Consider the following 21,343-nt stretch of genomic DNA (forward strand, 5'->3'; position numbering starts at 1 on the left):
TATTATTGTCTTACTTATTCTTAATTTCTAATTCCTAAATTCTTCAAAAAAAATGATTCGTATTCGTGGCGCACGTCAACATAATTTAAAAAATATCGATTTAGATTTGCCTCGTAATCAGCTAATTGTTTTTACAGGAGTATCTGGTAGTGGTAAGTCATCTTTAGCTTTTGATACTATTTTTGCCGAGGGGCAAAGACGTTATGTTGAATCATTAAGTGCTTATGCGAGACAATTTTTAGGACAATTAGACAAGCCCGATGTTGATAGTATAGAAGGTTTATCTCCAGCTATTTCTATTGATCAAAAATCAACTTCCCATAATCCTCGCTCAACTGTGGGAACTGTTACTGAAATTTACGATTATTTACGATTACTCTATGGTAGAGCAGGAATGCCTTATTGTCCACTGTGCAATCATTCTATCACTCCTCAGACCATCGATGAAATGTGCGATAAGGTGTTATCTTTACCTGAAAAAACCAAGATACATTTATTAGCACCTGTTATTCGAGGAAAAAAAGGTAATCATCATCAATTATTATCTAGTTTGCGATCGCAAGGTTTTGTCAGAGTAAAGATTAATAACGAAATTCGAGAATTAGCTGATAATATTGAACTTAAAGCCTCACAATCTCATCATATCAGCGTTTTAGTTGATCGCCTTATCGTTAAATCGAATCTTCAAGAAAGATTAGCTGACTCCCTCTCCACTTGTCTTAAAATTGCTGATGGTATCGCCATTGTTGAGGTGTTAGATAATTTATCTGCCAAAGATGATGCAAAATCGCCAAGAGAAAGTGTAAATTTTATTGATGAGCAAGTGGTATTCTCTGAGAAGTTTGCTTGTCCTATTCATGGAGCAGTAATGGAAGAGTTATCCCCCCGTTTATTCTCTTTTAATTCTCCCTATGGGGCTTGTGAAAGTTGTCACGGTTTGGGCAGTTTAAGACAGTTTTCACCTCATCTAATCATACCAGATCCTTCTGCAAAAGTCATAAATGCGATCGCCCCTTGGGCAGAAAAAGATAACCCTTACTATTTATCACTATTAGAATACGTTAGCAAAGAATATAATTTTAAACTAACTGACTCTTGGAATAGTCTTACCCCTGAACAACAGCATATTATCCTTTACGGCGATAAGGAAATTCAAAATATCCAGTATGGTTATTATCGTGGCGTAATTCCTATGTTAGATAAAACCTATCAAGAAAGCAATTCTGAACTTATTAAGCAAAAATTAGAGCAATATTTAGAGTATCAAGTCTGTGAAGTTTGTCATGGGAAACGTCTTAAACCTGAAGCCTTGTCCGTGAAGTTAGGGCAATATTCCATTTATGATTTAACTAGCGTTTCTATCGGTGAATGTCTTAACCGCATTAATCATATACAGTTAACTCCCAAACAAGCCCAAATCGGCGAATTAGCTTTAAGGGAAATCAAAGATCGATTACAATTTCTTCTGAATGTAGGTTTAGATTATCTTAGTTTAGATCGAACTGCCATGACTTTATCAGGAGGAGAGGCCCAAAGAATAAGATTAGCGACTCAAATCGGTTCAGGTTTAACGGGTGTGCTGTATGTTTTAGATGAGCCTAGTATTGGCTTACACCAACGAGATAATGATCGCCTACTGGAAACCTTAAAAAAATTACGAGATCTCGATAATACTTTGATTATTGTAGAACATGATGAGGATACGATCAAGTTTGCCGATCATATTATTGATATTGGGGTAAAAGCAGGAGTACATGGAGGCGAAATCGTCTATCAAGGAGATTATGAAAATCTCTTAAAATGTCAAGAATCCTTAACAGGTGCTTATTTATCAGGCAGAATAAAAATAGAAATTCCTGCCACCAGACGAGAAGGCAACGGTAAATATTTAACTCTCAAAAACTGTCACCGCAATAACTTGAAAAATATCGATGTAGAAATTCCTCTCGGCAAGTTTGTTTGTATAACGGGAGTATCTGGTAGCGGTAAATCTACCCTAGTTAATGAATTGTTATACCCTTCTCTGCAACATTATCTTAGCCGTAATGTGCCTTTTCCTAGAGAATTAGACGCACTGGAAGGCATAGAAGCAGTCGATAAAGTTATTGTAATTGATCAATCACCCATCGGGCGTACTCCTAGATCAAATCCTGCTACCTATACAGGAGTTTTTGATGTCATCCGAGAATTATTCACGGAAACCATTGAAGCCAAAGCCAGAGGTTATAAAGCAGGGCGATTCTCTTTTAACGTTAAAGGGGGAAGATGCGAAGCCTGTGGGGGGCAAGGTGTTAATGTCATTTCTATGAATTTTTTACCTGATGTTTATGTGCAATGTGACATTTGCAAAGGTGCAAGATATAACCGTGAAACTCTCCAAGTTAAGTATAAGGGATTTTCCATCGCCGATGTACTAAACATGACAGTGGAAGAAGCATTGCAAGTTTTTGAAAATATCCCCCGTGCAGTAAATCGCCTCCAAACCCTTGTGGATGTTGGCTTAACTTATATCAAATTAGGGCAATCTGCACCTACTTTATCAGGTGGAGAAGCACAAAGAGTAAAACTCGCTACGGAATTATCTCGTCGTGCTACAGGCAAAACTATATACTTAATAGACGAACCAACTACAGGTTTGTCTTTTTACGATATTCACCACTTACTAAATGTCTTGCAAAAATTAGCCGATAAAGGTAATTCTATTATCGTTATTGAGCATAATTTAGATGTTATAAAATCTGCCGATTGGATTATCGATTTAGGTTTAGAAGGTGGTGATAAAGGTGGAGAATTAATTGCAGTTGGCACACCTGAAAAAATTGCTAAATCTAAAAAATCTTATCTTGCAAAATATCTAAAAAAGTTATTGTAAATTTGTCAATATAATGTGTTTTTAGCTATGATTTGTTACTTTTCCTCTAAATACAAAATAATTATAAATGTTATAAAATAACATAATTGGAATTAAAAAGCCAACAAATACTAACATAAAAACAAGTGAACTTGGAGAAACAGCCGCTTGATAAATGGTAATAGAAGGAGGAATAATATAGGGAAAAACAACTAAAGCTAACCCCAAAAATGTTAACAAGAAAATTAAAATTGTTAAAATAAAAGGTAGTTTCTCCTGTTTTTTATTTAAGCTAATTAACAATAAAGCAACTAAAATTATTCCTAAAATCGGGATAATACTAAACACATAAATAAAAGGAGCTTGGAACAAACGTTCTCTAGCAAATTGAAAAAATATCGATAAGACTGTTGTAATTGCGATCGCACCGATAAAAGTAGTAATAGTGGCAAGTTTAGCTGTTTTAAAGTGAGTTTCCTGCAACTTACCAGAGGTTTTCATGATTAAATAACAAGAGCCAATTAAAACATAACCTTGAATTAAAGTTAAGGCAATCACTACACTGCGCCAATTCAACCAATCCCATGTTGTGCCGATAAAATGCCCACTAACATCGACTTTGATACCCTCAATAACTCCAGCCAAAGCAAAACCCTGCCCTAAAGTTGCCACAAAACTACCGATACCAAAAGCATAATTCCAAAAAACTTTATTCTCAGAATTTTCCCGAAATTCAAAGGATACCGTGCGAAAAACCAAACCGATAACCATAATCATAATGGGGATATAAAGGGAGCTTAAAATGGTGGCATAGGCAAGAGGAAAAGCACCAAATAGACTACCCCCCATTAAATTTAACCAAGTAGCATTGGCATCCCAAACATTACTTAAACTCGTCATGAGAATACCGTGTCTTTCTTCAGAAGATGAAGTTAAGGAAAGAATACCAACTCCCAAGTCAAAACCGTCTAGCATGACATAGAGAAATAGAAACAAGGCTAAAATGCCAAACCAAATCAACGGTAAGAAAGAATTTAGTGATTCCATAATGAATAGTTAATAATGAAATGAATAATGAATAGTTGAGTCGGCTAGGTTAAACGGGCATTACAACCCAACAAAGAAATTGCTCTCTTTTTGTAATTATTAAATTTTGGGTTTTGTTACCTTAACTCAACCTACAATTAATTAATGGGGCGACTATCGGGGATGTGTTGAGAAGGATTGAGAGTTACTTCGGCTTTTTCTCCGGGGATAGGTAAGTCAAAATCTGGCCCTTTTTTGATGATGCGACTAGCAAAGAATAAGGCACAAAAGAAGAGTAAAGTGTAGATAGAGAGAAAGATAAGGAGAGAAGTTAAGACATCCCCTGCAGGAAGGTTGGAAACAGCATCTACCGTACGAATTTCCCCGTAAACAGTCCAAGGTTGTCGCCCTACACACCGCACTATCCATCCTGATTCTACTGCTAAATATCCTAAAGGTGCAGCCCCTATCCAAGAGATTAATAATAATTTTTGTTGATTGATATTTTCGACAGATAGTTTACCTCGTAACCATTGTACTACCGTTGCCATAACCACACCGACTAAAATAAAAGCGATACCACTCATTAAACGAAAAGAATAGTATATCAATACTACCATTTTTGGGCGGTCGCTAGGTGCAAATTCTTTTAAACCTAAAACAGGGTTAGTTAAATGAGGTTTAAATTCTAAAATGTAACCTAAAGCGTTAGGTATATTGATTTCCCAGTTATTTGTTTCTGCTTTTTCGTTAGGAAATGCCAATAAACTCCAATCAGCTGTTTCTCCGGCAGGGATGGTTTCCCATTGTGCTTCCATTGCCGCTAATTTTGTGGGTTGATAGTAATACACTTGTTCTGCACTTAAATGTCCTACAAAAATTTGTAAAGGAGTAATGGCGATGGCAATGACTAAAACAATTTTGAGAGATTTTGAGAAAAATTCCGTATTGCGTTTATTAATCAAATACCATGCACTAATACCGCCAATAACGAAAAGAGAGGTTTCGAGGGTTGCTAAAAACATATGGGAAACACTCTTAATCATAAAAGGATTTGCCATAGCTGAAAAATAATTGCCAACGATGAATTTACCCTCAATAAATTCTCCTCCGGCGGGAGTTTACATCCAAGAATTTGCAATGAGAATCCAGAATGTAGAAAGATTTGCACCCACTGCCACTAAAATAGTAGCGAGATAGTGAAGGAGGCACTCTTCCCCAACCGAATAACATAATACCCAAAAATCCTGCCTCTAACATAAACGCCATGGTAGCTTCAAAACCGAGGATACTTCCGAAAAAATCTCCTACAGATTCGGAAAAAGGTGCCCAGTTTGTGCCAAATTGAAACGCCATTGGTGATCCTGATGCTACTCCAACTCCAAAATTCAGGACATAAAGTTTTACCCAAAATCTGGCATGGTAGTAATAATAAGGATTTTGAGTTTTTAACCATAAACCTTCCACGATGATTAAGTATATTGCCATACCTGTAATTAAAACAGGCCACAACATATGAAAAATAGCAGTAAAGGCAAACTGCATCCGAGAAAGAATTAAAGTATCAGAAAGAAAATCCATAAATGGCTACTGATGAAACAGTTATTATTGATTGCTTTTTCATTGTAGTCACTATTTTTATTTGACCGATTGTCTTTCTTTATACAACGCAACTTAAACCATTTTTCTTTCTTATATTTGACAATTTATTCAGGGAAAAGTTGTTGAAAAAAAGCTAAGTTAGCCGTATCTCGAAGAATTAAGAAAATACCTAAACCAAGTAATAACACTAAGCCTGTTTGCATAATCCCTTCTTGTAATTTATTCGGTAGCGGTTTGCCAAAAATTCCTTCTACTATTAAAAATGCTAATTGTCCACCGTCAAGAGCTGGTAAAGGTAAAATATTGATAACCGCTAAATTAATACTAATTAATGCACCAAATTGAAATAAATTTCCAATATCATTTTTTGCCAATTCTGCACCTACAGCTACGATTGCAATAGGACCAGCTACTTGTTTCGCACTTTCTTGAAAATTAGTGATTAATTGCCCAAAACCTTGTATTGTAAGTTTGGTATATCGTTCGAATTGTTGTGCACCCACCCTAAATGCTTCGATAATATCATGGGGACGACGCTTAATTAATTCCCCATTCGGTGCTAACATCACACCAATTTTACCTTTACCATTTTCTCCTAATTCGGGGGTAATATTAACATTAAAAGTATTGTTTTCTCTTTTGATAGTAAAATTTAAACTTTGGTTTGGAGAATCTTGAATCGTTTTTCTTAAAGATTCCATCGCCGTTTCACCAGCAGGAAATACTTGATTATTAATAGCTAAAATAACATCTCCATTTTTTAACCCACTATTCGCCGCAGGAGAGGTTACTTCTGTGAGAATTTGTGGTACTAAAACGCCTTCTTGATAGTTTATATCTTGTATGCCTACTGTTACCGCTTGACCGACTAATAAAAAGTATGCAAAAATCAGATTGGCTATTACTCCTGCACTTATAACGATCGCACGATCCAAAACGGGACGATTACGCAGTAAATTAGGGTCATTTAAGGGTATATTACTCTCAGGATCATCATCAGGAAAACCCACATAACCCCCTAAAGGAAAAGCTCTCAGTGCGTATTCTGTTTCCTTGCCATCATATTTTACTAATACAGGCCCAAAACCAATAGAAAATTTATTGACATGGATACCTTGTAATCTTGCCGCTCCAAAATGTCCTAATTCGTGAACAACAATTAAAATACCTAAAACTGCAATCGCCGCCAATACAGACATATTTTTATACTTTTGTTAAACAATCTTTAAACTTCATTATACTCTTAAGGAACGGTTTTATACTTTCCGAGATAATGATAAGTTAATGATTGAAAGTATGAGAATAAAGACAAATAAGACTAAACCCATGGTGGAGGCATAGCTAATATCTAATTCCTTAAAAGCCTTTTCATAGAGATAGAAAACAACGGTTTTCGTAGCGTTGCGAGGGCCACCTTGAGTTAAAAGATAAATTTCTTCAAATACTTTTGTGGCGCTTAAGGCAGAAATAACCGCCACGAGAAATATATAAGGTTTCATTAATGGGATTGTAATATCCCAGTGTTTTTTCCAACCATCTGAACCTTCAATGGAAGCGGCTTCGTATAATTCAGGAGAAATTCCTTGCAATCCTGCTAAGTAAATAACCATGTAATATCCTAATCCTTTCCATACCGTAACTATCATGACACTCCATATCGCCCAATCAGGACTTGTTAGCCAAGGAATTCCTTGCTTAAAACCTAGACTGAGCCAAAATTGATTTAAAATACCATTAGACCAATAAATCGCTTTCCATGCTATTCCTGCCACCACCATAGAAATCACTACAGGTGTATAATAAGATGTGCGAAACCAGTTAATAGCTTTAATTTTTTGATTCACCAAAATAGCTAATAATAAGGACAAAATAACCAGTGGAGGTACAACACCTAATAAATAAATAAGGGTATTTGTCACTACTTGACGAAATAGTTTATCTTGAAATAATCTTTCAAAATTTTCCCACCCTACCCATTCAGGAGTTTGAGTTAAGTCATATTCAAAACGAGTAAAACTCAAAGAAAAGGCTTGTATAGCAGGGAAAAAAACGATAATTGATAAAATAATTAGTGCTGGAAGTAAAAATAAATAGGGCTGTATTTTTTGCCAAAACCGAGAATTATTCATCATAAATTAACTACTTGAGTGAATGCCATTTATCCCTACACACTTTTTAATTTTTAATTAAATTTTGACCATCAAAAACCCTAATTAAAGTGCCTTTTGGAGGCAAATCTTGAGGTTTAACAGTAAGACGATTACCTGAAATAATTCTTACATCTATTGATGCTTCTTTGGCTAAATTGACAAATTTTTGCACACCTTGTAAATCACATTTACCCACTTCGGTGGCATTGGTTAAGTATTGAGTAGGAATCACCATTTTAGGATTAAGGATTTTGAGGGCGTTAATTGCTTCTTCTGCATTATAGGCTTTAGGACCACCGCCCACGGGAATAAAAACTATATCAGGAGTTCCCATTAATATTTTTTGTTCTATATTAATTGGTGAAGCGATACCTCCTAAGTGTAGTATTTTTACACCTCCCTGAGTCCATTTCCAAACAATATTATCTCCAAATCTTCTACCATTTTCTCGATCATGAAAAGTTTTTATTCCCTGAAACTCAATATTTTTAACTTTATAAACTCCTGCATCTACCATTAATTGAGGATTATTAGGTAAGCCCGTTGCCGAACCTTCATCTAATAAACGACTACTAATCATCACTAAATCAACTGTTGGTTTTGGAGCTGAATATTTAGCCGTACATCCCAGAGGAGTAAAAGGATTGACTAAAATCCGAGCTTGATTATTTATAAAGACAAAAGCACTATGCCCTAACCACTCAATGGTGACACCCTGAGATGATGAATTTTGTGCCATCGCTTTTTGAGGGTGAAAATATTTAGCACTTAAAAGAGTCGTTAAAACTCCATAACCTGTTAAACGAATCCAGTCACGACGATTAATCATTTTAATAAAAATTGATAGTTGATAGTAAATAGTTGACGATGAATAATTATTTTTTCTCCCATATACATTCATAGATGTAACAGTTATTTATCATTGTTTATTATCTATTCACTATTTTTACTTATATATTCAAGAAAATTATGTAATAATTGTAATCCAGAATCCGTTAAGATACTTTCAGGATGAAATTGAACTCCCTCAACAAAAGGATATTCTTTATGCTTAACACCCATAATAATGCCGTCATCTGTCCAAGCTGTAACTTCTAAAATTGAGGGAATAGTATTTTTATCAATTACTAAGCTATGATAACGGGTTGCTGCAAAAGGATTTTTTATATCTTTAAATACCCCAATATTACTATGATTAATGGGGGATGTTTTGCCGTGCATTAAAGTAGGTGCAGAAACAACTTTTCCTCCGTAGGCTTGGCCTATTGTCTGATGTCCTAAACAAACTCCAAGTATAGGGTAATTTTGACCTAATTTTTGAACTAATTCCAAGCAAATTCCCGCTGAGTCAGGATTTCCTGGTCCGGGTGAGATAACGATACCATTAGGATTAAGATTAATAATATCCTTTACGGTGATTTCATCATTGCGATATACTTTGATTTGTTCAGCAACAGGAAATTCTGTACTTAATTCCCCTAAGTATTGAACAAGATTATATGTGAAACTGTCGTAATTATCAATAACCAGAATCAATCTGCTTTCTCCTCTGATAGATTTAGATTGAGATTATTAAGTCTATCGCATGAGGTAACAAAATAAAACCTGCTACTAAAACAGCGGCAATAGATGAAATTAAAACCGCACCAGCAGCACAATCTTTGGCAATTTTTGCTAATTCATGATAAGTTTGTTTAACCGTCAGATCTACGACAGATTCGATAGAAGTATTAAGTAACTCTAAAACCATTACTGTGGCACAAGTTAAACAAATAATTGCCATTTCCACAGTGGTGGCACGAAGATAAAAACCAAGGGTGACAGCGACAGAAGCCATAACCGTATGAATTCTAAAATTACGCTGAGTAGCAAAAGCATATTTAACACCCTGCCAAGCATATTTAAAACTAGCGAATAAATCTGGTGCTACTTTCCACGCTAAATTACGTTTTTCTTTTTTTTGAGAATGATGTTTTCCTAAAAAATTAAATCTTTCTCCTGATTTTAGGGCTTGTTCAGGACTATCATCAGATAAAGCCGATTTATCATTAGTGATCAGGTGATATTTAGGCATTTTATTAACTTTTGTTAAATTGTTTTTAATGGATTCCTCAGTATAAGCAGATCTTTGATTATTTACAGGTTTATGGTTGAATTGTAACTATTATTTTAAAGAAAAAATATATAATTTTCTTATGTTTTTAATAATTTTTTCTTATGTATAATGTTTTTTAAGTTCATTTATCGTCGCAAAAAAATAAAATAGTATCTTATTCAATTTGGAATGGATAAGAGAATTAAAACATATAGATATTGTTAGTTTTTAATTCCCTAATTGTTAATTATTTATTAAAAAAAAGAGTCTAAATCAAGAGCTTGAGAGCCACCTTCTAATAATAAGACAATTAATTTTTTCAACTGTGTCCAAATTAACAAGCCGATAAAAATAGTTAATAAACCTGAAACGGCATAGGATAATACTCGGTTATAAGTAAAAATTTCTAATCCTGCGGCGAGAAAAACACAAATACCGAAGCAAATACCTAAAAATGGCAATTGTAAGATGGAAATTTCAGCCATATTCGGTTTTATACCTTTTCTCCCTTGTTTACTCCATTTATTAACTTGTTGTTTTAACGATGATTCAAAAGCTAAACCACAAGTAACACCAATAAAAAGACCGAAAAATAATAAACCTAAAGGCGGTTCAGGAATATAATACATATTTTAAACAAAACTATAAGATAACGAACTGTTACAAAATATTAACATCTTTTCGTAATTAAAATTTTGTAATGGTTAAACTTTAGATCTCACAATAGGAACAGTGTATATTAGATATAGATTATCAGAATATAGAATTAAGAATTATTGTTATTATTATGACTCAAGTATCAGTCAATACCTCTAGTAGTCTTCTTGATGCCCCTAAACATGGTTTACCTGTTACTATTATCACGGGATTTTTAGGCAGTGGAAAAACAACTTTACTTAATCATATTTTGCAAAACCAGCATGGTATAAAAACGGCAGTTTTAGTTAATGAATTTGGTGAAATTGGCATTGATAATGATTTGATTATTTCTGCGGATGAAACCATGGTAGAATTAAGCAATGGTTGTATTTGTTGTACGATTAATAACGATTTAGTTGATGCTATCTATAATGTTTTAGAAAGAGAAGAAAAAGTAGATTATTTAGTAGTTGAGACGACGGGAATTGCTGATCCATTGCCCGTTGCGTTGACTTTTTTAGGTACTGAATTAAGAGATTTAACTAGACTAGATTCTATCGTTACTTTAGTTGATTGTGAAAATTTTAGTATTGATTTATTCAATAGTGATGCGGCTTATAATCAAATCGCTTACGGTGATATTATTTTACTGAATAAAATTGATTTAGTTGACGAAGCTGATGTCGATTTATTAGAAGTTAGATTAAGAGATATTAAAGCCGATGCAAGAATTTTACGCACCACAAAATCTCAAGTGCCTTTACCATTAATTCTCAGTGTGGGATTGTTTGAATCTGACAAGTATTTTGATAATATAGATTCCCATGATAAACATGACCACCATCATCATGAGCATAATCATCATTGTACCGAAGATCATGAACATGATCACAACTGTCAACATGATCATCATGAGCATTCAAATCACTTAGAAAATGATGGTTTTATTTCTGTTTCTTTTGTTAGTGATAAACCCTTTAATATTCGTAAATTACAGAGTTTTTTAGATAACGAATTATCAGCCAATGTTTTTCGTGCTAAAGGGATTTTATGGTTTCAAGAAAGTCCTGATAAACATATATTTCATTTGAGTGGTAAGCGTTTTACTATTGAAGATGATATTTGGAAAAAAGGACAAAAAAAAGAGAATAAATTAGTTTTTATTGGTCAAAATATTGATGAAAAAACTATTAAAGAAAAGTTAGAAAAATGTCTTGTTAATAATTAGAAATTTAGAATTAATCGTTTAACTATAAGTAAGGTGGGCAATGCCCACAAAATCACTTTAGTTCGAGATAAAATCGTAAAAAAAGAAGATAGATTACTCACATTAAAAGATGAATTTTAAAGTGATCTGATCTATTGTTGTCCAAATTCAATGACTTTTTCTAATAAAAGTAGCCAACTACGCTCTCCAGTAGTTATATTATCACTGATAAGAGCATTTTTAATCCACTCTTGATCCTCTTGGGTGATCATTGAAACTGAAATATGACATAAACGAGATAAATCCCAACGCCATAATTTTAAAGTACGATCGCCACTACCCGTAATTAAAGTTTCACCATCAGCCGTAATTTTGATTGTTGTTATAGTATCTTGATGTCCTGTTAAAACTCCAACATTTTCTCCTGTATTAAGATTCCACAGCCTAACAGTATTATCTTTACTACCTGTAGCTAATAATTGTCCATCATGACTAATATTTAAGCAAAATATGGCATCTTCATGACCTATCAAGGTTTTATTTAATTCACCTGTAGATAATAACCATAATTTAACTGTATTATCTTCACTACCAGTTACTAAAGTTTTTCCATCAGGAGTTATAGCTAAACACCAAATTTTATCTTTATGATCATCTAAAGTAGCAATTTCCGTTCCATTAGACAATGACCATAATTTAATGGTATGGTCTTGACTAGCCGTTGCTAAAATTTGATTATCAGGACTTATGGCTAAATCCCAAATACCATCTTGATGACCTGTTAAAGTATATTGATGATCTCCACTGGGTAAAGAATAAACTCTGATAGTATTGTCTTTTTTACCCCCAGCAGAAATTAATAAGCCACCATCATCACTAATAATTACTTTTTCAACTTCCCGTTGATGTCCTCGCAAATTTTTATATAATCTTCCGGGAGGATATTGCCATAAACGAACTTCTTGATGACTAGCACTAGCAATCATTTTAGCATCATTCGTCATGGCTAGTGACCATACTGAAGCTACATTTGCCGATAAATTACCTAGTAAATTTCCATCAGGTAAACGCCAGATAGAAATCGTTTTGTCACGACTACCACTGGTTAAAATTGTACCATCTTGACTTAAACAAATACTTGTAACTCCTTTCAAATGTCCTTTTAAGTTATGAATTAATTTCCCTTCACGTATATCCCAAAGGCGAATAATCTCATCTCCAATACTAATTAATGTTTTACTATCAGGAGTTACTATTATGTCTTTGATACTTTGAGTATGGCCATAAAGAGTGTGAATACAGCGGATTAATTTACCTTGAGGAGGTGTTTTGCTTTTAAGATTTTTAACAATTTTACTATATTCATTAAATTTGGTCTTTTCTTCAGAATTATTCCAACGAATATTCTCTAATCGTTTGACAATAGTTTTCGCAAAAACAACAGGAGTAAACTTAATTAAAAACCAAAGAGTTCCCCAATGTTTACCATTAACTAAAACATCAATAATAGTTTCCCATTCAGATAAATTAATCATTGATACTCTTGTGCCTTCTTTTCCGCCTAAACGCATCCATAGCCACTCTAAACGCTTATAAACTTTGCCGTGATCATCAATTCGTTTTTTAAGTTCTTCCGTTGCGTTATCATAAATTTGTGCAAGTAACTGATATTGCGGATCAAGTTCTTGATATTTATCCCATTGTTGAGTAAAGTAACAAAATAAAGCCCCTTGAGATGGCTCACTAGGAGTATAACCACAGCGAGTTGCTACTTCTAAGGCATCTTGATTATTTTCTTCACTAGCAAGACGACAAACTTCTTCTTGCAATTCTACTGCTTTAAAATTTGATGCCCATTCTTTAGCCGTTTGTTGAATAAAAATATCTTCATCATGGAAAAAAGATAATAAAGATGCAATGATTACACTACCTTGTTCATCAATAATTCCTTGCCAACCTAAATTTAAAGCCGTGATTAATCTTAATTCTAAAGGTTTTGAGGCTACCCACGCTTTTAATTTCAATAATTTACTTAATTCTAAATCTCTATTTTGTGCCCATACTTGACATACAACATCTACTAATTCTTTTTCTTGTATTTTGATGTTGCGTAATGTGCTTAAAATTAGGTTTTGCAAATTTTTGTCTTTGCTAAAAACTAAGGCTTTAGTCAATAATTTTATAGTTTGAGGGTTTCTTTCTAGGATTAATTCTTTTGCAGCCTGTTGTCTTATGCGATCGCCAATTAAAGGAGTTTCATTATAAAGTTTTTCTTGTAACTTTTTAAACTTCTCTGCATCCATGAAATTTAATCCAATTTAGTTCTCAGGATTAATTATAAGTCAAAATTAAGACAAGATTTTAGGAACTTTCCGATAAATAGGGAACTAATGAAGATGAAAATTATTCATACTAGATAGGTAGATCTATAATTATTGTCAACTATTGTTTTGAATTAAATTATGTTAATCAATTATCGTACTCTAAATTTTATTAAAACTGGCTATCAAATATTACTTTTATTTTCTTTAAGCACCAGTGCCATTGCCCTCGGAATTATTCCTGAAATTAATTGGCAAAGCAAAACCATGAATATCACCAGTGAAGCCATGGCTCAAAATGTTTCTGATGAAGATTTAAGAAAATATGCTCAGGCGGCGGTGGAAATTGAAAGTTTGCGCAAAAGTACTCTTAACAATATTGAAAGTATTGTCGGCAAATCAACACCTAATCAACTAAATTGTCATCAAGAAGAAAATTTTAATCAATTACCAAATAATGCTCGTAATATGGCTGTTAGTTATTGTGAAAAATCCGAAACAATTGTCAAAAAATATGGATTAACAAATACTCAATTTAATCAAATTACTCAACAAGTTAGACAAAATCCAACCCTAAAACAAAAATTACAAGCTATTGTCGGACAAATGTAAAATTATTAATCATAGATAAAAAGTAATGCAAATAATAAAAACCATTAGTAAAAGTAATGAGATAAAATCTTCAATTTTCAGGAAAAACCGATAAGATAAGGTAACAACTATATTAAAATGAGTCATTATCTTGTTCTCATAGAAAACGACCTTTGAAGTCGTCAGTTTCGATTTACTCAAATAAACAGGAGATTTTTACATTTATGCAACAAGTTGCCGAACTACCTACCCTTGACTTCAACAGCGATATTTATAAATCAGCTTATAGCCGCATTAATGCTATTGTAATTGAAGGTGAACAAGAAGCCTATGGTAATTATCTTGACATAGCAGAAATGCTTCCCAATGACAAAGAAGAATTAATCCGTTTAGCAAAAATGGAAATGCGTCATAAAAAAGGCTTTCAATCTTGTGGAAAAAATTTAAGCGTAACTCCTGACATGGATTTTGCTGTTAAATATTTTTCCAAATTACACGGAAACTTTCAAAAAGCAAAAGCAGAAGGTAAAGTAGTTACTTGTTTATTAATTCAATCTTTAATAATTGAGGCTTTTGCCATTGCCGCTTACAATATTTATATTCCCGTAGCTGATCCTTTTGCACGTAAAATTACTGAAGGTGTAGTTAAAGATGAGTATTTACATCTCAACTATGGAGAAGAATGGTTAAAAGCTAATTTTAAAGAATCCAAAGCTGAATTAGAAGAAGCCAACCGTGAGAATTTACCCATTATTTGGAAAATGTTAAATGATGTGGAAGCGGATGCGAAAGAATTAGGTATGCCCAAAGAAGAATTAATCGAAGACTTTATGATTAGTTATGGTGAAGCCTTAGCCAATATTGGTTTTTCTACTCGTGAGATCATGAAAATGTCTTCCTATGGTTTAAGAGGTTAAAAAAAGACCAAAAGATTTTTAACACTAGAAATTTTTTTTCTAAAAGTTACTTAGTTATATTAAATTAACATCTTTATCAAATTAACTTTCTAATGTAAATCATAAAATAAGATCAATTCCTTCCTTTTTCCAGGGAGGTTTTTTATTTTAATTAGGGTGTGATGAAAAAGTCTTTTGATGGGGGTAGGAGACTAGCAGACTAGAGGACTAGGAGAAATACAGCACATACTATACAATGTGTTGCAATTATTTTTTCAAATCAAAATATTTACTCAAGTTAATACTAATTCTTTACTTTCATTGCTTCAATTACTTATTCATTAAAGATTCTTATGCCTAACTAATGTATTACTCATTGCTTACGATTTATTGCTCATAATTCAATTCTTTTTGTTATCAGATTGTTATCAGAAATTACGACTAATATCGTTTTTTTGTTACATTTTTTAGTAAAATGAGAAAAAGTCTTAACTTATTCTTAGCTTTGATTGATTTTCGTTTTAAAATAACAACTTTATATAAACTAAAATAATTACTAAATGTTTGGTCTCATCGGTCATCTAACCAACTTAGAACACGCTCAAGCAGAAGCCCATAAACTTGGCTATTCTGAATACGCTAACGAAGGCTTTGAATTTTGGTGTTCAGCCCCACCTATTTTAGTCGATGAGTTTCAAGTTACCAGTGTTACAGGTGCAAAAATTCATGGACGTTATATAGAGTCTTGTTTTTTACCTGAAATGCTCAACAGTCGCCGCATAAAAACTGCCATCAGAAAAATTTTAAATGCGATGGCTTTGGCTCAAAAAACTAAAATTGATATTACCGCTTTAGGGGGTTTTTCTTCCATTGTCTTTGAAGAATTTAACCTTAAAGATAATAAACAAGTGCGTAATGTGGAGTTGGAATTTGAACGTTTTACTACTGGTAACACTCATACTGCTTATATCATTTGTCGGCAGGTGGAGCAAGCCAGTGCAAAGTTAGGTATTGATTTGAGCAAAGCTACTGTAGCAGTATGTGGAGCTACAGGGGATATTGGTAGTGCTGTTTGTCGTTGGTTAGATCAAAAAGCTGATGTAGCCGATTTATTATTAATTGCCCGTAATCGTGAGCGTTTATTAAATTTACAATCTGATTTAGGTAGAGGAAAAATAATGGCTTTAGAAGAAGCCTTACCTCAAGCAGATATTGTTGTCTGGGTGGCTAGTATGCCAAGAGGTGTAGAAATTAATAATGAAACCCTCAAAAAACCTTGCTTACTTATTGATGGTGGTTATCCGAAAAATTTAGGCACAAAATTTAATCATCCAGAGATTTATGTATTAAATGGTGGTATTGTCGAACATTCCTTAGATATTGATTGGAAAATCATGGAAATCGTCAATATGGATATTCCCGCTCGTCAAATGTTTGCTTGTTTTGCGGAAGCAATGTTATTAGATTTTGAAAAATGGCACACTAATTTTTCTTGGGGTAGAAATCAAATTTCTGTAGAAAAAATGGAACAAATTGGCAAAGCCTCAGTTAAGCATGGTTTTCAACCTCTTCTAACTTTTTCAGGGGATAATTAGTGTTTACTGAATAAATCAGAAGGCTTTTAAAATAAGGGGTTTAGAAATAAAACATTAACAAAAAAATTTATATTTTCAACAAAAATTGTCAAAAAAACTAAACATTTTCGACTTAATTTTGAAGTGAAAACTTATATTATATAAAAAATAAAATTAACTAAAAATTTTGATTTTTGCCCATTCAGGCTGATAGCTACTCCATCAAAATAAAAAACTTTTTCTGCAACCCCTAATTAATTCTTTTTACCCTTTACCCTTGGCTCTTTACCCTTCTCAATATAACGTTGATTATTAGATTTACTATCATCTAATCTTAAAAAACTCATCAACATATTTAAACCCTGAAAACCTAATTTTTTACTTAAGCGAGTGACTCCTGTTACCACTTCTCCTTCTTTAGGTTTCGAGAGTTTTTCTTCTAATAATTCTTTTAATTTTGTACTGGTTAAAGGACGATTTAAAACTCCTTTTTCACCCAATGAAATTGAACCTGTTTCCTCGGATACTACGACACAAATACAGTTTTCAACTCTTTCTGTGATACCCATAGCCGCACGGTGACGAGTGCCTAACTGTCTTGAAGCATTGCGATCAGATAAGGGTAAAATAACTCCAGCTGAGACAATTTCTGAGCCTCGAATAAAAACTGCACCATCATGAAGTAAAGTTTTGGTTTGAAAAATTGTTTGTAATAATTCTTTAGTGATTTCGGCGTTAAGTTTGACTCCTGGATTGAGAAAAATTCTTTCTTCAATGGTATTAAAAGTCTCGATGATCATTAATGCGCCAGTACGATTTTGAGATAATTCTTTAACGGCATCAACAATTTCATCAATGATGCTATCTTCTTTCGGTAGATAAGGATTTGATTCAAAAAAATTAGTCAATTGCCCTTTGCCTAATTGTTCTAAAAAACGACGAAAATCTGACTGAAAAACCACAGCCATTGATAATGAGCAAATAAGGATTAATCTTTCTAAAAAAAAACTAAATAAAGTTAAATTAAATACTCTATCGCTTAAAAAAAGGATCATAATTAGAATTAATAATCCTCGAATCATCCATTGAGCACGACGTTCTTTTATTAGTATAGAAAGAAAGTAAAAAGAGCTAAAAACTAACCCTAAATCAATAATTTGCCGCAACACAATATATAAATTGTCAGGAAAACCCGACGAAAACATCAATTTTCAATCCACTCTTACTCATGTTCTTTACAAATAATATCACATTGAGAAATGAGGAATGAAGAATAATTCTTCAATCTTTTCTTCCTTTCCTCTTTACAAATTGCTGATTAGTTATTCACTGTTAATCGACTGGGTAATAAGTCTTGTCTGACTAAATCATCGTAAGTTTCACGACGAATAATTAAATTAGCTTCTCCTTGATTAACTAAAACAGCTGCTGGTCTTCCGATACGATTATAATTGGATGCCATGCTATAGTTATATGCACCTGTGGCTAAAACCACTAAAGTATCTCCGGGTTGAGTATCAGGAATTTCGATGTTTTTGATTAAAATATCCCCAGATTCACAATGTTTACCCGCAATAGTAACTGTTTCGGCATTTTCGCTACGCATTTTATTGGCAATTACTACCTGATAAAGAGATTGATAGGTAATCGGGCGAGGATTATCAGACATTCCACCATCTACTGAAACATAAGTTCTCATATCAGGAATAACTTTTCTGCCCCCAACGGTATAGGCAGTAACACACGCAGTTGCAACCATTGATCGCCCTGGTTCGGCAATTAATTTAGGTAAGGCTAAATTTCGTTCTTCACAGGCTTTAGTTACAGCTTGAGCTACGGTTTTAACCCAATCTGTAATACTTGGAGGATCATCAGATTCGGTGTAGCGAATACCTAAACCACCACCAACATTTAATTCTGTGAGGGGTAAACCATAATCAAGAGCTTTTTTAAACCAATCTGCCAACACACCTGCTAAATCGTTATGGGGTTGTAGTTCAAAAATTTGTGAGCCGATATGAGCGTGTAAACCAATGCAGTTAATAAATGATTTTTCTTTGACAAAGGCAAATACTCCTTCTAGTTGATTGGCATCAAAACCGAATTTACTATCAATGCTTCCTGTACGAATATAATCATGAGTATGACACTCAATACCAGGAGTTAAACGAATTAAAATATTGACAGATTTTTGTTTCTCGGCGGTTAATCGGGCTAAAGTTTCTAATTCTAACCAATTATCAACGATTATTTTACATTCACTATCGATAGCTAATTCTAATTCAGTTACAGATTTATTATTACCATGAAGATAGATTTTGTTGCTAATTTGTTCGGTAGTAAAACCGCTCATTTCTAAGGCTTTTGTGGTGGTATAAAGTTCACCGCCAGAAACTACGTCAAAACCGATTCCCTCACTGGCGAGAATACTGACGATCGCCATACAACTCCATGCTTTAGAAGCGTAGATGACTTGAGATTCTCCAGCATAAAATTCTTTAAACCCATCACGATATTGACTTGCAGAAGTACGCAAGGTTTCTTCATCAAGAATATATAAAGGTGAACCAAATTGAGTTACTAATTCACTAACATCACAACCGCCGATAACAAGATGATTTTTGTCATTGATAGTCGCAGTTATAGGTAATAATCGTTGATTAGGAGAAGTATTAGTTTCAGAGGATAATATAAATTTTTCTGCTGTAGATTTTTCTGTTAATAACATTACAGATAAGAATTGAAATAAAGTATAACTTACTATTTTAACTGAGTTTACCTTATATCTTGCATCTACCATAAAATATTAAGGGATAGGAGATAAGAATTGATTTTCTTTACTATCTATCTATGTCGATCAAGTATTTTTATGTGAAGATTTAAGAACTTAGTTTACCGTAAACGATCACTTCTAAGTTGATGATTCGGACTAAGAAGAGTATGCCAAGCAAGTAAAACTACACCAATAGTTCCCAATGCACTTGCAGAGGCGATGGCAAATACAATTACAATTTGATAACGTACTGCATCAATGGGACTCGCTCCTGCTAAGATTTGACCTGTCATCATACCGGGTAAACTGACTAAACCCATAACCATCATAGAATTAATTGTCGGTATCATCCCTGTTTTTACTGCTATTTGAATTTCTCTATGGGTAGCTTCCCACCGTGTTGCACCTAATGCTAATAAAGTTTCAATGCCATGACGGTTAATTACTAATCCTTCCATAAATCGCTCTAAACCTAAAGAAATTCCCGTGAGAGTATTTCCTAATATCATTCCTAGCATTGGTATTAAATATTGAGGATTGTACCAAGGTTTTACTTGAATAATTCCCGCTACAGATAAATTAGTAACGAAAAAACTAGCTACTAACACCGATAAAAGACTTTGCCAATAAATGCCCGAAAATCGTCGAGAAGTACGATTAACGCTCGAAATTCCTGCTATTCCAGCCATTAATAATGCGATCGCCAATACGGAAAAAGGATCTGAAAGAGCAAATAACCATTCAAGCACATAACCAATTAATAGTAACTGTATTACCATTCTCACGGATGCTACTAATAAATTTCGTTCTAATCCTAAACGTAACCTTAAGGATAAGGCGACATTTATTAAAATTAACAAGCAAGAAATAGCCAGTTGTCTATAACTCAAAGAAAGATAATTATCCGATATAGTCAGAAAGTAAAAGCTGTGCATTAGTTACTCTTTTAATTTGATTATCATCATGACTCGTCCAAATACAGGCTCTTTGGGAATCTTGTTGTAACCATGTAGCGATCGCCAATTCTACTTGTTTTGTGGTATCAGGATCTAAAGATGCCGTACATTCATCCAATAATAAAACGATAGGATTGAGTTGTAAACCTCTAATTAGTGCCATAATTTGACGCTCTCCTCCTGATAAATTAGTGGCAGATTGCTGAAGAAAATTTGGGGAACGTTCAAACATTTCTAGTAAAGTAAAGGTATAATTGCGATCGTAATGTCGATGGTGATGGGCGGCTAGTTGATAAACTCCTTTCAAATTAGCTTCAACCGTTCCCTCAAACATAATCGCTTGTTGATGTAAATACATAACTTGAGAACGATACAGAGGCAAATTCCAACTGGATAAGTTTTGATCTCGATATTTAATTTCACCTTGTAATAAAGGATCAAGCCCAGCAATTGTCCTTAATAATAGACTTTTACCCGTGCCTGTAGCTCCAATTAATCCTAATCGTGTTCCACTATTCAAATTAAAAGAAAGATCTCGCCATAACCAACGGGAATCTATTTTACACCCGATTTTTCTCACTTCAATCATGATAACTATTATGAAATCTTGTAAATACTTTCTAAAATAAATAAGAAAAAAGGAGATTTAAAATACTAAAAAT

At 33.5% G+C, this 21,343-nt stretch carries 17 protein-coding genes and 1 pseudogene; 5 read left to right on the forward strand and 13 right to left on the reverse strand.

The window, feature by feature from the left end:
- Positions 1-52: 52 nt before the first annotated feature.
- On the forward strand, positions 53-2,872 hold the full coding sequence (gene uvrA / locus GM3708_RS10160; RefSeq protein WP_066346337.1) for an excinuclease ABC subunit UvrA: 2,820 nt from the start codon (positions 53-55) through the stop codon (positions 2,870-2,872).
- Positions 2,873-2,893: 21 nt separating this feature from the next.
- On the opposite strand, the gene cydB is transcribed toward uvrA, so the two are convergent.
- The 8 genes and pseudogenes from cydB to GM3708_RS10200 form a co-directional block, all read right to left on the reverse strand.
- Entirely contained in the window at positions 2,894-3,898 is a 1,005-nt protein-coding gene (gene cydB, locus GM3708_RS10165; protein ID WP_066346340.1) for a cytochrome d ubiquinol oxidase subunit II, read from the reverse strand.
- A gap of 137 nt (positions 3,899-4,035) precedes the next feature.
- Positions 4,036-5,458 (reverse strand): annotated as a pseudogene (locus GM3708_RS19800) (cytochrome ubiquinol oxidase subunit I).
- A 125-nt stretch (positions 5,459-5,583) separates the two neighbouring features.
- On the reverse strand, positions 5,584-6,678 hold the full coding sequence (rseP, locus tag GM3708_RS10175) for an RIP metalloprotease RseP (RefSeq protein ID WP_066346343.1): 1,095 nt from the start codon (positions 6,676-6,678) through the stop codon (positions 5,584-5,586).
- A gap of 57 nt (positions 6,679-6,735) precedes the next feature.
- Complete coding sequence (locus GM3708_RS10180; protein WP_071827609.1) at positions 6,736-7,611, reverse strand: carbohydrate ABC transporter permease; 876 nt, start codon at positions 7,609-7,611, stop codon at positions 6,736-6,738.
- 43 nt (positions 7,612-7,654) lie between these two features.
- Positions 7,655-8,458 carry an MBL fold metallo-hydrolase gene (locus GM3708_RS10185; protein WP_082714058.1) on the reverse strand — a complete coding sequence of 268 codons (804 nt, stop codon included), beginning with the start codon at positions 8,456-8,458 and terminating at the stop codon, positions 7,655-7,657.
- A 104-nt stretch (positions 8,459-8,562) separates the two neighbouring features.
- Complete coding sequence (locus tag GM3708_RS10190; RefSeq protein WP_066346348.1) at positions 8,563-9,165, reverse strand: aminodeoxychorismate/anthranilate synthase component II; 603 nt, start codon at positions 9,163-9,165, stop codon at positions 8,563-8,565.
- A 22-nt stretch (positions 9,166-9,187) separates the two neighbouring features.
- A complete protein-coding gene (locus GM3708_RS10195; RefSeq protein ID WP_066346351.1) occupies positions 9,188-9,703 on the reverse strand; it encodes a diacylglycerol kinase family protein in 516 nt (171 codons plus the stop codon).
- A 275-nt stretch (positions 9,704-9,978) separates the two neighbouring features.
- Complete coding sequence (locus GM3708_RS10200) at positions 9,979-10,353, reverse strand: hypothetical protein (RefSeq protein WP_066346352.1); 375 nt, start codon at positions 10,351-10,353, stop codon at positions 9,979-9,981.
- 158 nt (positions 10,354-10,511) lie between these two features.
- Between GM3708_RS10200 and GM3708_RS10205 the strand changes: the two genes are divergently transcribed.
- On the forward strand, positions 10,512-11,591 hold the full coding sequence (locus tag GM3708_RS10205) for a GTP-binding protein (protein ID WP_066346355.1): 1,080 nt from the start codon (positions 10,512-10,514) through the stop codon (positions 11,589-11,591).
- A gap of 131 nt (positions 11,592-11,722) precedes the next feature.
- On the opposite strand, the gene GM3708_RS10210 is transcribed toward GM3708_RS10205, so the two are convergent.
- Entirely contained in the window at positions 11,723-13,873 is a 2,151-nt protein-coding gene (locus GM3708_RS10210; RefSeq protein ID WP_066346357.1) for a WD40 repeat domain-containing protein, read from the reverse strand.
- A gap of 159 nt (positions 13,874-14,032) precedes the next feature.
- Here GM3708_RS10210 and GM3708_RS10215 point away from each other — a divergent pair, with 159 nt between their 5' ends.
- The 3 genes from GM3708_RS10215 (at position 14,033) to GM3708_RS10225 (ending at position 16,973) form a co-directional block, all read left to right on the forward strand.
- Positions 14,033-14,503 carry a DUF4168 domain-containing protein gene (locus GM3708_RS10215; protein ID WP_066346359.1) on the forward strand — a complete coding sequence of 157 codons (471 nt, stop codon included), beginning with the start codon at positions 14,033-14,035 and terminating at the stop codon, positions 14,501-14,503.
- A gap of 203 nt (positions 14,504-14,706) precedes the next feature.
- The gene (locus GM3708_RS10220; RefSeq protein ID WP_066346362.1) at positions 14,707-15,399 is read left to right on the forward strand and encodes an aldehyde oxygenase (deformylating); all 693 of its coding nucleotides are present in this window, start codon (positions 14,707-14,709) and stop codon (positions 15,397-15,399) included.
- A gap of 539 nt (positions 15,400-15,938) precedes the next feature.
- Positions 15,939-16,973 (forward strand): long-chain acyl-[acyl-carrier-protein] reductase, encoded by a 1,035-nt coding sequence (locus GM3708_RS10225; RefSeq protein WP_066346365.1) that lies wholly within the window; start codon positions 15,939-15,941, stop codon positions 16,971-16,973.
- A gap of 233 nt (positions 16,974-17,206) precedes the next feature.
- On the opposite strand, the gene cdaA is transcribed toward GM3708_RS10225, so the two are convergent.
- From cdaA to GM3708_RS10245, 4 genes are all read right to left on the reverse strand, one after another.
- Positions 17,207-18,157, reverse strand: a complete 951-nt coding sequence (cdaA, locus tag GM3708_RS10230) for a diadenylate cyclase CdaA (protein ID WP_066346368.1) — start codon at positions 18,155-18,157, stop codon at positions 17,207-17,209.
- A 113-nt stretch (positions 18,158-18,270) separates the two neighbouring features.
- Complete coding sequence (gene lysA, locus GM3708_RS10235; RefSeq protein ID WP_066349411.1) at positions 18,271-19,680, reverse strand: diaminopimelate decarboxylase; 1,410 nt, start codon at positions 19,678-19,680, stop codon at positions 18,271-18,273.
- A 164-nt stretch (positions 19,681-19,844) separates the two neighbouring features.
- The gene (locus GM3708_RS10240) at positions 19,845-20,660 is read right to left on the reverse strand and encodes an ABC transporter permease (RefSeq protein ID WP_231932898.1); all 816 of its coding nucleotides are present in this window, start codon (positions 20,658-20,660) and stop codon (positions 19,845-19,847) included.
- The gene (locus GM3708_RS10245) at positions 20,626-21,270 is read right to left on the reverse strand and encodes an ATP-binding cassette domain-containing protein (protein WP_066346370.1); all 645 of its coding nucleotides are present in this window, start codon (positions 21,268-21,270) and stop codon (positions 20,626-20,628) included. The genes GM3708_RS10240 and GM3708_RS10245 overlap by 35 nt, the downstream gene beginning before the upstream one ends.
- Positions 21,271-21,343 lie beyond the last annotated feature (73 nt).

This window comes from Geminocystis sp. NIES-3708 (assembly GCF_001548095.1).
In the GTDB taxonomy this organism is placed as follows: Bacteria; Cyanobacteriota; Cyanobacteriia; order Cyanobacteriales; family Cyanobacteriaceae; genus Geminocystis.